Source organism: Aldersonia kunmingensis, from assembly GCF_001646865.1.
Classification (GTDB): Bacteria; Actinomycetota; Actinomycetes; order Mycobacteriales; family Mycobacteriaceae; genus Aldersonia; species Aldersonia kunmingensis.
On sequence record NZ_LRRB01000254.1, the window covers coordinates 1 to 13,083 of the forward strand.

The following is a 13,083-nucleotide window of genomic DNA, read 5'->3' on the forward strand; positions in this document are numbered from 1 at the left end:
GAGCTTCACCGGCTCCACGGCGGTCGGCAAGCTGCTGCTGCGCCAGGCCGCGACGACGGTGATGCGCACGTCCATGGAGCTCGGCGGGAACGCACCGTTCGTGGTGTGCGCGGACGCCGATATCGACCGCGCGGTTGACGGTGCGATGCTCGCCAAGCTGCGCAACATGGGCGAGGCATGCACCGCGGCCAATCGCTTCTTCGTGCACCGCAGCGTCGCGACGGAGTTTGCTGAAAAGCTTGCTGAGCGGATGCGCGCGCTGACCGTTGGCGATGGGGCTGCGGTGGGCACCGATATCGGACCGCTGATCGACCGCGCGGGCCTCGAGAAGGTCGCGGGCCTCGTCGACGACGCAACGCGGAGCGGCGCGCGGGTGCTGACCGGCGGCGCACCGCTCGACGGCGCGGGGTACTTCTTCCCGCCGACCGTGCTCACCGAGGTTGGCCCGGACGCGGAACTCATGCGCACCGAGATCTTCGGCCCCGTCGCGGCGATCTCGGTGTTCGACGATGAGGACGCGGTAATCGCGGCAGCGAACGATACCGAGTGGGGGCTGGTCGGCTACATCTACACGCAGGACATCGACCGCGCCTTCCGCCTGAGCGAGGAGCTCGAGGTCGGGATGGTCGGGCTCAACGCGGGCATCGTGTCGAATGTGGCGGCGCCGTTCGGTGGAGTGAAGCAGTCGGGCCTGGGGCGTGAGGGCGGCAAGGTCGGGATCGACGAGTACCTCGAGTACAAGTACCTCGCGATTCCGCGAACCTAGGAGACCAGTGATGACCAGGCGCCTCACCCCGCTCAATGCGCGGCAGACCTCGGTGGTGATCGCGGATCGGCTGCGTGAGCGGATTCTCGACGGCACGTATGCGCCGGGGGAGCAGCTGTCGGAGGCGAATCTGGCCGAGCAACTGGCTATTTCGCGGGGGCCGGTGCGCGAGGCGCTGCAGCGTCTCGCGCAGGAGGGGCTGCTGGTCAGCCATCGCAATCGCGGGGTGTTCGTTGTCGAGCTGACGCCCGGCGATGTCGCGGAGATCTATACCGCGCGCGAGGCCATCGAATTGGCCGCGGCGCGAATGGTTTTGGACGGAAACCCGGCACTGCGTGGGTCCGCCGTGAGTCGGCTCGCGCGCATCGTCGCGACGATGCCCGCACTGATCGAGGCGGGGGACTGGCGGGCGCTGGCGAAGCGGGACCTCGAGTTCCACGCAACCCTGGTGGAAGCGGCCGGCAATTCGCGGCTGGTACGGATCTACTCGACGCTCGCCGCCGAGTCGCGGATCTGCATGGTCCACCTCGAACGTGCCTACCACCGTCCAGAGGCGCTGGCCGAGGAGCATCAACACCTGGTCGACGTGCTCGAGACGGGGACCTGGGAGGTACTCGCCGACGCGATTCGGACCCATTTGTCCACGGCCGTAGACGATCTCACGACGCTGATGGCGGAGCGGGAACTCGCGGGACAACCATGACCCGTCCCGTCGTCGCCGTCCTGCACGCGGAGCACCGCCCGGCCGGGCTCGATGAGCTGGCCGCCGAGATCCGGTACGCGACGACGGACACGCTCCGCGAGCAGCTGCCCGGGGCCGACGTACTACTGGTGTGGGACTTCTTCTCCGGTGCGCTGCGCGACTGCTGGGATGTCGCCGAGGCGCTGAAGTGGGTGCACGTCGCGTCCGCCGGGGTCGACACGCTGTTGTTCGGTGATCTGGTGGAATCCAATGTGGTCGTGACGAATTCGCGCGGCATCTTCGATCGTCCGATCGCCGAGTACGTGCTCGCGAGCATTCTCGCCTTCGCCAAGGACCTGCCCACCTCGGCGCGGTTGCAGCGCGAGCGCACCTGGCGGCACCGGGAGACCGAGCTGATCACCGGGACTCGTGCACTCATTGTCGGTACCGGCGCGATCGGCCGCGAGACCGCGCGACTGCTGCGTGCGGTGGGGATCGACGTTGCCGGTGCGGGAAGGCGAACGCGCACCGGCGATCCGGATTTCGGTGTAGTGCACGACAGTTCGGAGCTGAGTGCCGTTGTCCCCGAAGTGGACTACCTCGTGCTGCTCGCACCGCTGACCGACAAGACCCGCGGGCTCATCGGCGCGAAGGTCCTTTCGGCGCTGCCCCAGACCGCCCGGGTGATCAATGTCGGCCGCGGCGAACTCGTCGTCACCGATGACCTGGTGGCCGCGCTGCAGAGCGGCGAGATCGCTGGTGCCGCCCTGGATGTCTTCGACACCGAACCGCTGCCGCCCGAACATCCGCTCTGGGCTATGGAGAACGTGCTCATCTCGCCGCACCTGAGCGGTGACGCAATCGGCTGGCGTGACCGGCTCGAGCGGTTGTTCGTCGACAACTTTGAGCGGTATGCCGTGGGGACTGAACTGCTCAACGTGGTGGACAAGCGGAGCGGTTACGTCCACTGAACGCGCTGTGCTCGGATCGCGCTGTGTTACCGCCGTATTACCCCGGTCCGGAGTGAATGGAAGCGTTCACCCCGTCTAACGCAACAAATCTTCCGTTCACACCGCAATGGCGTCCCGGAACAGTCGCCCGAGACCGACGCGGTGCACCGGCGCCTGCACGAGCCGCAGCGCCTCCCACACGGTCACCTGATTCGCGGTGAGCACCGGCTTGCCGAGGCGCTGCTCGAGTAGTTCGAGATGTGCGGCCGTGTGGAACGCGGTGTCGGGCAACAGGACAGCTTCGGCCGCGTCATCGTCACCGGCAACAGCGATATCCAATAGGCGCTGCGCGCTCAGCGTGCCGACCTCGGCAGCAGTGACGATCTCGTGGCTGCTCATCTGCACGACCTCGACGGCGGCGGCGCCGAGGAAGTCCGCGAAAAGCGTTGCCACATCGGCCGGATACGTCGCGGCGACGGCCACGCGGCGCAGTTCGAGTGCCCGCAGCGCGTGGACGAAGGCCAGGGATGTGCTCGATGCAGGCACACCGGTATGCGCCGCAAGCGCACGCACCTGCTCGTGCGCGCCGTCCCAGCCGTAGGCGAAGCTACCGCTGGTACACGCCCACATGACCGCGTCTATTGCCTTGTCCCGCAATGCATCCGCACCGGCGGCGAGGGTTTCGGGGCGGCCCCAGTCGAGGAGCGCGTCGAGCCGATGCGCGTCCTCGTTCATCACGGTGTGCTGTACCGGGAGCGTCACGTCGCCGCCGAGTAGTGCCTCGAAATGTGGGTAATCGTCCTCTGCGGAGAAGCCGGGGTAGAGGATGCCGATTGCGGGTTCGTGCGTGCTCATGCGCCTCCTCGTGCGTGACCGTAGGATTGTCAACAATCTACACTTTGCAGGACTTCGGCGAATCCGGAAAGGGCGTCCATGACCCGGTACATCGACATCTCCCTGACCAAACGCGGCGTCACCTGCGTGGCGGAACTGCACGACGATCTCGCGCCGCGCACCTGTGCCGCAGTCTGGGATGCGTTACCGCAGGAAGCGGGCGCGTTCCATGCGAAGTACGCGCGAAACGAGATCTACACGCTGGTGGACGCCTTCGCTGACCCCGAGCCGGGGCCGGAGAATCCCACGATCACCCCGATTCCCGGTGACGTCATGTACTTCACGTTCGCGCCCTGGCAACTCACACCCAAGTCGCACGGCTACGGCGGAACCGCCGCGCCGAAGATCGACCTCGCGCTGTTTTACGAGCGCAACAACCTGTTGCTCAACCCGGATTTCGGCTTCGTGCCGGGAAATGTGTTCGCAACGATCGTGCGCGGCCTCGATGAGATCGCCGCGGCCGCACAGGATCTATGGCTACGCGGGGTGGAGGGCGAAACGCTGCGCTTCGAGCGCCGCGAGGGTGGCCTTTGACGGGCTCCTCCGGCGGCGATGCCAGGTGTCGAGGAACAGCCGCTGCTTGATGTCCGGCTGCTTAAGCGCGGCGGCGCGCAGTGCGGCCCAGATCGACACCTGATTCGCGGTGAGAACAGGCTTGCCGAGCTCGGCCTCCAGCTCGCGAATGAGCCCGTAGGTGCGCAGGTTCGTGCAGCTGATGAACACCGCGTCGGCGTCGCGATGGTCGGCCGCGACGACGAGGTCGTGGACGCGCTGTTCGGAGACCTGCCAGATCCGTTCTGCGCACCCCAGTCCGAGGCTGTTGACGACCCTGACGCCACTCTCGTTGAGGAAGCCGTGCAGGCGGGCGGTGACGCTGTCGAGGTATGGCGTCGCCAGCGCGATGCGACGGACGTTGAGGGCATCGCACGCCTGCACGAGCGCACCGGCGGTTGTCACCGTGGCCGGCGCACCCGACTCGGCCATCACCCGATGCATTTGCCGCTCGCCGTCGACGCCGCGAACGAAGCTGCCGGACGTGCACAGGTACACGACGGCCGCAGGTTCAGTGGTGAGCAATTGCCGGGTGGCGTTGCGGATCGTCGACTCGTCACTGATCGATTCGGCCATCGCCACAGTTGAGGGGAGCCCGAGCTGTGGAGTACGGGTGACCAGCAGCGATACGCGCTTGGGCGTCCATTTCCAGATCTCGCGGTCGAGCGCAAAATCGTACGGAACGATGACCCCCAAGTAGGTCTGATCCATGGGTTCACCCCTCGGCGTGGATTGTCAACAGTCTACGATCCGGTTCGACGCTGAACCATCCACGTCGATTGTGCTGCTGTTATGAAAGGTGACTGGCCTTTGGGCGTTTCATCTGCGTAAATCCTCGCGCGATACACCCGCGCCGTGCCGACAGCATCAGTGTGCGACCTCGCGTGCCTTCCCGCCAAGACCACGCGCCGAATTCTTTGATCCGTGATGTGGACGCTGCCGCCGCCCCGCCACTAGATTGTTGACAATCTGCGATCCGAAGGGGTGATGACCGTGCCCGAGCTGCCAGCCGACCTCGCCGACTGGACCGCGACCCAGCTCGTCGACGCGTACCGGCAGCGCGATGTCTCGCCCATCGAGGCGACACGTGCCGTGCTCGACCGAATCGACAAGGCGGACCCGGCACTGAACGCGTTCACCTTGACCGCTCGCGATGCCGCGCTCGATGCCGCGCGCGAATCGGAAGAGCGCTGGCAGCGAGGCGTGCCTTTCGGCCTCATCGACGGGATCCCTACGTCAATCAAAGACCTGTTGCTCACCCGTGGCTGGCCTACCCTTCGCGGATCGAAAAGCATCAATCCGGAACAAGATTGGCCCGACGACTCGCCCGCGGTCGCGCGACTCCGCGAGAGCGGTGCGGTCCTGGTCGGGAAAACGACCACTCCTGAGATCGGTTGGAAGGGCGTCACGGACAACCCGCTAACGGGGATCACCCGCAACCCGTGGGATCCCGCCCGCACCAGCGGGGGTTCGAGCGGTGGCGCCGCGGCAGCGGTTGCGGCCGGGATGGGCCCGCTCGCCGTGGGTACAGATGGCGGCGGCTCAGTGCGCATCCCCGGCAGCTTCTGCGGCATCGTCGGTTTCAAGGCCACTTACGGCACCGTCCCGAACTACCCGCCAAGCCCCTTCGGCACCCTGGCCCACGTCGGGCCGATGACGCGCACAGTGGCCGACACGGCGCTGATGCTCGACGTCATAACCGGTTTCGACTCGCGCGATTGGTCCGCGCTCGCGACCCCGACCGCGCCCTTCCGGTTCGGGCTCGACGCTCCGCTCACCGGCCTGCGCGTGGCGTTCAGTGTGGATCTCGGCCATGCGACGGTCGATCTGGAGGTCGCCGAGACCGTCGCGCGCGCTGTGGAGGTGCTTGCCGGGCTAGGCGCCGACGTTGAAACAGTGGAGCCGGGATTCGACGACCCGCTGTGGGCCTTCGAATGCCTGTGGATGTCGGGTGCGGCGAAGGCCACCGAGCACCTCACCGACGCGCAACGCGCCGAACTCGACCCCGAGCTGGCAAAGGCCTGCGACCGGGGCCTCTCCTACAGCGCCCAGGACTATCTCGAAGCGATGCGGCAACGGATGGCGCTCGGTGTTCACATGGGCGCTTTCCACGAGCGTTACGACCTGCTGGTGACCCCGACGATGCCGATCGTCGCCTTCGACGCCGGCCGCAACGTACCGGTCGGATCAAGCGCGCAATGGTGGACCGGCTGGACGCCGTTCACCTACCCGTTCAACCTCACCCAGCAGCCCGCGATCACCGTCCCGTGCGGCTTTTCCGAGGCAGGGCTGCCGGTCGGGCTGCAGATCGTCGGGCCTCGGCATTCCGATATGCGCGTGTTGAACGCCGCCAAGGCCTATGAGGACGCGACGAACTGGTGGCGCTGGCGGCCTGCGTCGTAGCCGGCGGAGGTCCGTCTGCGTGGAACCCGGCGGGTGTCGGCTGCGTCTTACTACTCGTAGCTGTCGGTCGGGACGGGGGTCGCTCGAGTGCTGGATGACGCGCAGAACGGGCTGAAGAGCCTGCAGGATGCGGTGGGTAGCGGGGCGTTAAGGGTCGACCACGGTGCGGCCGAGCGGGTGGCGCAGCATTTGGATGTGTTGGCGGAGAGTGTGAAACGCCAAGCCGCCGAGATGGGTCGCGCCGGTAGCACGCACAGCGGATTCGGGACGTTCGACTCAGGGGCGCAATTACACGACGGGTTCGAAGCCAAAATGCTGGCGGCCGTCAATCAACTGGATGCATACGCGACGGTTGTGACAAACATGTCTGCTGCAGTGCGACAGGCGGGCACCGCGTACTCCGATCAGGACCACGCGAATCAAGGCGCAATCAACACGGCTGAGGACGGCTTGTCGTGAAATTCTCGTGGACCATGATGATTCCTGCATTGGCTGCGTGCGCCGCGCTGTGCTCGTGTGCTTCGAACAACGACGCGGAGGCACCGTCACAACCTGTGTCGACCGCGACGACCAGTGTCGTGCCATCAAAGCTGGCTGCACCCGCCTTACCAGCAGGTCAGCGGGCGATCACGCTCGACCCGTGCCTGGATATCGATGATTCCATCCTGCAGTCTGTGGGCTTAGACCCAGGCAGCAAGAAGCGAGTGGACTCGGTTGGCGACCCGAATTCGTACTTCAGTTGCGATCTCGACAGCCCGCTCGTGTACGTGACGCTAGTTTCCGACAACCAGGCGTTTGATGAAATGCGAGCGAACGATCACCAGTCGCGAGCGGCCCGAAACCTGCCTCCCGCAACGGATACCGCGATCAACGGGCGCGATGTCTTTGTTGGAATGAATCGGATTCATCAGAGCGCCTGCACGGTCACTTTACGAACCGGCTTCGGATTCTCCGCCGTTGATGTGTCGCCAACTCTCGCGGCGGAACGCGAGGCGGGTTTTGACGCCTGCACGGAAGCTACTCGTATCGCAACAGCTCTCGAGCCGTCGCTGCCCAAGGGGGATTGAGTGTCGCAGCCACTTACCTTTCTGCCCGAGCCCATTCGGCGCGAGGTTCAAGCGCAGGGCTCTCAGCAGCACGCCACCGATCTGGCCAACGGGCGCGCCGCGCGCGAGACAGGCGTGGAAGGTGCGGAGCCGAATTACGTGACGGAACTAGAAGCCTTCGCCTCGTTCAGCCACGAAGAGATCTACCGCCACGTGCAGACCATGAATCCGGGCACATTGAATGCGGCAGCAAAGCAGTGGTTTGAGGCCGCATCCGGATTCTCCGGTGCGGTGACCGGCGGCGTCATGGCCGCGCTCGCGGCGCTCGATCGCAGCTGGGAAGGAACAACTGCGGAGAAGATCAGCGACGCTATCAGTTCGCTTTCCAAACAAGCTAGCCAGACCCACGACGTAATGACCTCCGTCATCTCCCGACTGAAGCAAGCCGGCTACGCCGCTGAAGCACTGAAAGCAGCAGTCCCACCACCCGAGCCGCCCGTGTCGGTTGCCGAAACCGCGTTGGCGATCATCAGCCCGACCGCCGCCATCGATGTGAAGCAGGCCGAGGAGCGCAGGGAAGCCGCTCGTCAGGAAGCTATTCGGGCGATGGACAGCATCTACGTCACCACCATGAAACCCGTGGGCGATGCCGTTCCCTCGTTCTTTGCCCCGACCGACCCGACCTCTGGCGGAACTGGCAATGGCACCGGCAGTGGCGGCGGTGGTGGAATGGGATCGTTCGGCAGCAGCGGCACGTCGGGCGACGGCGGCGAGACGTCGTCAGCGACCGAAGATCTCGCCTCCGATGGCTCGTCATCGGAAACCGCTGCGGGACAATCGGCTTCATCTGAAACCCGCGCTACGAGCGCGGAATCCGGCTCTAGTTCCATGACCTCACCCGCGAACTCGAGCGCCGATGGTTCGACTGCCGCCAGCAGCTATGGCTCGGGCGCCAACGGAAGTGGTTCGGGCTCAGGCGGTTCCGGCGGTGGCGGTTTCCTGGGCGGCAGTGCCGGTGCGCGGCGCGATGAGCGCAAGCGTGAGGGAACCGATGGCTTGACCGGCCTCGGCGTGGGTGCGCTCGGCGGCGCGATGGCAGGTGCGGTCGCGGCGGGCGGCGACTCCATGCGCCCCGGAATGAGTGTCGCTGCGGCGGCCAAGGGTGGGATGTCGACCGGCATGATGCCGGGCGGGCATCGCGGTAAGGGTGAGGACGACAAGGAGCACGAGACTCCGTCCTACCTGGTCAACGCGGACAACGGCAGTGAGCTAATCGGCGATCTCTCGCCGACGGCCCCGCCGGTGATCGGTGCGTGGGGTCAGGCGTGAAATGGACCTTTACGCCCGACCAATTCTCCTATGCATGGGAATTGGTAGACGCCAATCACCTTCCGTATCCGTTGCAGGTGCGCCCGTCCGCGAGGACGGAATCCGAGCGAGATGCGCATCTGCGTGAGCTGAAGCCTTGGCGCGCAGGCGCAGTCGACGGTGATCTGCAGGTTGCCCTCGGTCTGCTCGCGCGATCGCCGATCCGCTTGACGGCGTTCGGAACCGACGATCTGGCGGAGGTCCGAATTCTGGGTGCAGCGTCCGGCCCGACCGCGACGGTAGTGAGTCAGCGAGTTGACCAGTCAGGTCTGCATCTGTGGCTCGGTCTGCGAGACGAGCTGGTCGACCGCTTCGTCGAGCAGCTCCCCGATCGGCCGGCGGGCTCGGAACCCCCTCGCACTGCGCTACTTTCGGATGTGAAGAGTGAGCCCGAGAATGGGATGCTGTCCTCGGCCACCGCGAGGTCGGACTCGGCGCTCATCCGGAACGTGCTGCGCCGGTCTCGAACTGGCGTCGGCCATTTGCTAGCCGAGGTGCTGGTTGACGAGACGCTCTCGGTGCAACCCGCGCTGACGTGGATCGACGTGGTGGGCGACGGGCGGTATCTGATTCGCTCGCACCACGACGTCGAACTGATCCCCGCCTCGCGGGCGGTAGTCGCCGCCGAACTCCACAAGCTGCTCACGGATTCGGCCTGATCCAAGTGCCTTCCCGGGTGCAAATCTTCCAAACGGAGCCGAAGGTTCTCACCCGGGAAGAAGGTTTGCACTCGGGAGGCGGGCGCGCACTCAGTTGCTGTTGATGACCCACTCGAAGGCCTTCGCCTTCGATCGCGCACCCTCGGCGGTCTTGGAGCGGTTCGGCTCGTCGAGCTCGGCGAGCGTCTGCTCGGTGAGCACCACCAGCGATTCCAGCGTGTCCGGGGTGAACCAGTCCGGGCGGGTGGCGAAAAGCAGGTCCTCGGTGGAGGTATTGCCGCTCGCGCCGGGCGCGAACGGGCAGCCGCCAAGACCACCGAGCGAACCGTCGACCACGCTCGCGCCGGCACCGATCGCGGCGAGGCTGTTCGCGACCCCGAGACCCCAGGTGTCGTGACCGTGGAAAACGATGCGGTGCTCGGGGTTTCGCGCGTGGACCGCGCCGATCAAGGCGGAAACCTGGGCCGGCACTGCCTGGCCGAGCGTGTCGGCGATAACGATGTCGCAGGCACCGGCGGTGCGGTCGTCTTTGGCGATGTCCATCACCCGCTGCGGGTCGACGCGCCCCTCGAATGGACAGGTGAACGACGTCGCAAGGCAGAGCTGGATCCGTCCGCCCGCCTCACGCGCGAGTTCGACCGCCTTCGGCATCGCAGCGATGCTTGCCTCGGTGTCGCGTCCGATATTCGCTTCGTTGTGCGCGTCCGACACCGAGAAGCAGTACTGGAAGTTGCGGGCCCCCGCGGCGAGCGCGCGCTCGACATGGCGTGGGGTTGCGACCCAGATCCAGCAGCGCTCGAGTTCGTCAGGCGTTAGCTCACCGATGAGCTCCAGCGAGTTCGCCATCGGCGGCACCAAGTCGGGGCGGGCCATCGAACCGATCTCGAGTTCGGATACCCCGGCGGCGAGCAGGGAGCGCACGATCTCGACCTTGCGCGCGGTGGGCAGCACCTTGCCTGTGAGCTGCAACCCGTCGCGCAAGGTCACGTCCCGCAGTGTGGCTCGCGGTTCGAACGAGTACGTCATGTCCCGATTCTCCGCCGGCTCAGCCCACGTGTTCGCGCAAATACGCGAGGTCGTCGGCCACGCCCTCTTCCGGCGTTTCCAGGATCACCGGTGCACCGGCGGTGCGGCACACCTCGGCGAGCAGCTCCGGGTCGATCGTGCCGTCGGAGAAATTGGCGTGCCGGTCGCGAGCGGAGTCGAACTCATCGCGTGAGCTGTTGAGATGAACCAGGTCGATGCGCCCCGTGATCGCCTTGATTCGGTCGACGACGCCGACCAGTTCCTCGCCACCGGCCCAGGCGTGGCAGGTATCCAGGCAGAACCCGGCGCCGTAATCGCCAACGGCGTCCCACAGCCGGGCGATGGAGTCGAAGTAGCGCGCCATCGCGTGGTCACCGCCCGCGGTGTTCTCGATGAGGATCGGTACCGCGAAACCGCCTTTTTCCTCCTGGCGTTCGAAGAGCTTTCGCCAGTTTTCGATACCGGCGGAGACCTCATCCTGATTGCGGACGTGGCCGCCGTGCACGACCAGGCCGAACGCGCCGAGTTCGGCAGCGGCCTTGGCCTGCAGATCGACGGCCTGCCGAGACGGCATCCGTAGCCGGTTGTTCGTGCTCGCCACGTTGATCTGGTACGAGGAGTGCACCACGACGTCGATCGGGCTGGCGACGATCTCCGCGGCCCGCGGGTGCGGTTTGGGCTTCTCCCAGCCCTGCGGGTCGATCACGAACATCTGGATCAGATCGGCGCCGAGTTTCTCGCCGAAACTGATCGGGTCGTCGTCCGAACGCGCGTGTGCTCCAATCCGCATGTCTGCACCCTAACGAGACTGACCGACACCGACCCACCCCGAGTCACCACAAGCGAGAAGTTCAGGGTCCTCCCCGATGGCGACACTCAGCGGCCTCGGCAAGGATGAATCGGACAGTATGGAAGAACCGCGCGTCGGCGCGGGGCGTGGCATGTCCGCGCGCGCGGAAGGAAGGCAGCTATGACCTCGGAGGCCACGAGCAGCGTCACCGGTGATACATCCGGAGCCCCGACACCCGCCGCGAGCGCGGAGGATCTGGTCAAGGTGTACGGATCCGGGGACACCCAGGTACGCGCACTCGATGGCGTGTCGATCGGGTTCGCGCGCGGCGAGTTCACCGCGATCATGGGCCCGTCCGGCTCGGGTAAGTCCACGCTTATGCACTGCCTCGCTGGGCTCGATGACGCTTCCGAGGGCACGGTCCGAATCGGCGATACCGCCCTGACCGGCCTGTCCGACAAGCAAATGACCAACCTTCGCCGCGACCGCATCGGGTTCGTCTTCCAGGCGTTCAACCTGGTGCCGACGCTGACCGCGCTCGAGAACATCACGCTGCCGCTCGATATCGCCGGCCGCAAGGCCGAGCAGGAGTGGCTCGACAACGTGGTGGAACGCCTCGGGCTGACAGACCGGCTGCACCACCGCCCGGCGGAGCTGTCCGGCGGGCAGCAGCAGCGCGTCGCGTGCGCCCGGGCGTTGGCGGGCAAACCGGAGATCATCTTCGGCGACGAGCCGACCGGCAACCTGGACTCGCGGTCGTCGGGCGAAGTGATGTCGATTCTGCGCGCCGCGGTCGACGAGTTCGGTCAGACAGTGGTCATCGTGACCCACGACCCGCGTGCGGCCAGCTGGTCCGACCGCGTCGTGTTCCTCGCCGACGGCCGCATTGTCGACGAGTTGCGTGAGCCCACTGCCGAGGCCGTGCTGGATCGGATGAAGTCGCTGGAGAGCAACTGATGTCATCGGTGTCCTCATCCCCGATGCGCAAGGTGTCGTTGCGCAACCTCGCCGCGCACAAGTTGCGACTGGCGTTGACGGTGTTGTCCGTGGTGCTCGGCACTGCGTTCGTTGCCGGGTCGTTCGTCTTCACCGACACTCTCAAGCACACATTCGACGGCATCTTCGACGAGGTCGCGAAGGGCGTCGACGTGCGGGTCAGTTCCGAGGAGGAATTGTCCAGCGGCGTGCCGTTCGAGATCGGTGGCCAACTCGCCCAGATCGACGGCGTGCGCGCGGTCGCACCCGGCACGTCGGGCCAGGTGGTGTTGCTCGACAAGGAGGGCGATCCGGTGCAGACCGGCGGCGCCCCCAGCATCGGTGAGTCGTACCTGCCCCCGGAGCAGGCGATCGAGGAGCCGGACACGTTCGTCGAGGGCTCGCCGCCCTCGGTCCCGGGCGAGATCGCGATCAACGCCGGCGCGTCCGAGCGCGCGGACCTCGCGGTCGGAGACCGCACACAGGTACTTGTGCCTGCGCGCGGCACGGTCGACGTCACCGTGACCGGGATCTACTCCATTCCGTCCGACACCGGTGGCTTCATCGGCGTCCAGTTCGATTCCGATCAGGCGAGGCAGCTCTTCACCGACGGGAAGCATGTCGCGTACTTCGACATAGCGGGGACCGGCGAATCCCAGGAGGTATTGCGGGACCGAGTCGCCGCCGCCTATCCGGACCTGAAGGTGCAGACCGGTGTCGAGGTTCGCGACGAACAGCTCGACCAGATCCAGCAGGCACTCAAGTTCATCAACTACTTCCTGCTTGCCTTCGGTGCGATCGCGCTGCTCGTCGGCACATTCATCATCTACAACACCTTCTCGATGATCGTCGCTCAGCGGTTGCGTGAGCTGGCGCTGTTGCGTGCCGTTGGCGCCAGCCGCGGCCAGGTTGGCCGGTCGGTGGTCCTCGAGGCCCTGATCATCGGATTGATCGGTAGCGCAATCGGTCTCG

General features: G+C 66.0%; 15 protein-coding genes. 11 read left to right on the top strand and 4 right to left on the bottom strand.

Annotated features, from left to right (window positions below):
* From A8G08_RS20125 to A8G08_RS20135, 3 genes are all read left to right on the top strand, one after another.
* A partial coding sequence (locus A8G08_RS20125; RefSeq protein WP_157108686.1) for an aldehyde dehydrogenase family protein occupies positions 1–766 on the top strand: 766 nt, incomplete at its 5' end.
* Positions 767–776: 10 nt separating this feature from the next.
* Positions 777–1,469 carry a GntR family transcriptional regulator gene (locus A8G08_RS20130; RefSeq protein WP_187344496.1) on the top strand — a complete coding sequence of 231 codons (693 nt, stop codon included), beginning with the start codon at positions 777–779 and terminating at the stop codon, positions 1,467–1,469.
* A complete protein-coding gene (locus tag A8G08_RS20135) occupies positions 1,466–2,419 on the top strand; it encodes a D-2-hydroxyacid dehydrogenase (protein ID WP_068278162.1) in 954 nt (317 codons plus the stop codon). Before A8G08_RS20130 ends, A8G08_RS20135 begins: the two co-directional genes overlap by 4 nt.
* A gap of 96 nt (positions 2,420–2,515) precedes the next feature.
* On the opposite strand, the gene A8G08_RS20140 is transcribed toward A8G08_RS20135, so the two are convergent.
* Complete coding sequence (locus A8G08_RS20140) at positions 2,516–3,253, bottom strand: maleate cis-trans isomerase family protein (RefSeq protein WP_068278164.1); 738 nt, start codon at positions 3,251–3,253, stop codon at positions 2,516–2,518.
* A 78-nt stretch (positions 3,254–3,331) separates the two neighbouring features.
* Here A8G08_RS20140 and A8G08_RS20145 point away from each other — a divergent pair, with 78 nt between their 5' ends.
* On the top strand, positions 3,332–3,826 hold the full coding sequence (locus tag A8G08_RS20145) for a DUF3830 family protein (protein ID WP_068278166.1): 495 nt from the start codon (positions 3,332–3,334) through the stop codon (positions 3,824–3,826).
* On the opposite strand, the gene A8G08_RS20150 is transcribed toward A8G08_RS20145, so the two are convergent.
* Positions 3,770–4,555, bottom strand: a complete 786-nt coding sequence (locus A8G08_RS20150; protein ID WP_068278168.1) for a maleate cis-trans isomerase family protein — start codon at positions 4,553–4,555, stop codon at positions 3,770–3,772. The two genes, A8G08_RS20145 and A8G08_RS20150, sit on opposite strands and share 57 nt — an antisense overlap.
* 282 nt (positions 4,556–4,837) lie before the next feature.
* Between A8G08_RS20150 and A8G08_RS20155 the strand changes: the two genes are divergently transcribed.
* The 5 genes from A8G08_RS20155 (at position 4,838) to A8G08_RS20175 (ending at position 9,320) form a co-directional block, all read left to right on the top strand.
* Positions 4,838–6,247, top strand: coding sequence for an amidase (locus A8G08_RS20155; RefSeq protein WP_425394585.1), 1,410 nt, complete (start codon positions 4,838–4,840; stop codon positions 6,245–6,247).
* 87 nt (positions 6,248–6,334) lie between these two features.
* Positions 6,335–6,706: a type VII secretion target gene (locus A8G08_RS20160; RefSeq protein ID WP_068278175.1), complete on the top strand. Its 372-nt coding sequence runs from the start codon at positions 6,335–6,337 to the stop codon at positions 6,704–6,706.
* Positions 6,703–7,314, top strand: coding sequence for a DUF3558 family protein (locus tag A8G08_RS20165; RefSeq protein WP_084436599.1), 612 nt, complete (start codon positions 6,703–6,705; stop codon positions 7,312–7,314). The genes A8G08_RS20160 and A8G08_RS20165 overlap by 4 nt, the downstream gene beginning before the upstream one ends.
* Positions 7,315–8,622 (top strand): hypothetical protein, encoded by a 1,308-nt coding sequence (locus A8G08_RS20170; RefSeq protein ID WP_068278179.1) that lies wholly within the window; start codon positions 7,315–7,317, stop codon positions 8,620–8,622.
* Entirely contained in the window at positions 8,619–9,320 is a 702-nt protein-coding gene (locus tag A8G08_RS20175; RefSeq protein ID WP_068278180.1) for an ESX secretion-associated protein EspG, read from the top strand. The genes A8G08_RS20170 and A8G08_RS20175 overlap by 4 nt, the downstream gene beginning before the upstream one ends.
* Before the next feature lie 90 nt (positions 9,321–9,410).
* On the opposite strand, the gene A8G08_RS20180 is transcribed toward A8G08_RS20175, so the two are convergent.
* Complete coding sequence (locus A8G08_RS20180) at positions 9,411–10,346, bottom strand: hydroxymethylglutaryl-CoA lyase (RefSeq protein ID WP_068278185.1); 936 nt, start codon at positions 10,344–10,346, stop codon at positions 9,411–9,413.
* A gap of 19 nt (positions 10,347–10,365) precedes the next feature.
* Positions 10,366–11,136, bottom strand: a complete 771-nt coding sequence (locus A8G08_RS20185; RefSeq protein WP_068278187.1) for a deoxyribonuclease IV — start codon at positions 11,134–11,136, stop codon at positions 10,366–10,368.
* 180 nt (positions 11,137–11,316) lie between these two features.
* On the opposite strand from A8G08_RS20185, the gene A8G08_RS20190 reads away from it, so the two are divergent.
* Both A8G08_RS20190 and A8G08_RS20195 read left to right on the top strand, forming a co-directional pair.
* The gene (locus tag A8G08_RS20190; RefSeq protein ID WP_068278188.1) at positions 11,317–12,093 is read left to right on the top strand and encodes an ABC transporter ATP-binding protein; all 777 of its coding nucleotides are present in this window, start codon (positions 11,317–11,319) and stop codon (positions 12,091–12,093) included.
* Positions 12,093–13,083, top strand: a 991-nt coding sequence (locus tag A8G08_RS20195; RefSeq protein WP_157108687.1) for an FtsX-like permease family protein, incomplete at its 3' end; no start/stop codon positions are given. The genes A8G08_RS20190 and A8G08_RS20195, both read left to right, overlap by 1 nt.

Excerpts from the sequence above, each read along its gene's own strand:
- A8G08_RS20130 (WP_187344496.1), top strand. The coding sequence starts at position 777 with ATGACCAGGCGCCTCACCCCGCTCAATGCGCGGCAGACCTCGGTGGTG.
- A8G08_RS20150 (WP_068278168.1), bottom strand. The coding sequence starts at position 4,555 with ATGGATCAGACCTACTTGGGGGTCATCGTTCCGTACGATTTTGCGCTC.
- A8G08_RS20180 (WP_068278185.1), bottom strand. The coding sequence starts at position 10,346 with ATGACGTACTCGTTCGAACCGCGAGCCACACTGCGGGACGTGACCTTG.
- A8G08_RS20190 (WP_068278188.1), top strand. The coding sequence starts at position 11,317 with ATGACCTCGGAGGCCACGAGCAGCGTCACCGGTGATACATCCGGAGCC.
- A8G08_RS20145 (WP_068278166.1), top strand. The coding sequence starts at position 3,332 with ATGACCCGGTACATCGACATCTCCCTGACCAAACGCGGCGTCACCTGC.
- A8G08_RS20140 (WP_068278164.1), bottom strand. The coding sequence starts at position 3,253 with ATGAGCACGCACGAACCCGCAATCGGCATCCTCTACCCCGGCTTCTCC.
- A8G08_RS20135 (WP_068278162.1), top strand. The coding sequence starts at position 1,466 with ATGACCCGTCCCGTCGTCGCCGTCCTGCACGCGGAGCACCGCCCGGCC.
- A8G08_RS20185 (WP_068278187.1), bottom strand. The coding sequence starts at position 11,136 with ATGCGGATTGGAGCACACGCGCGTTCGGACGACGACCCGATCAGTTTC.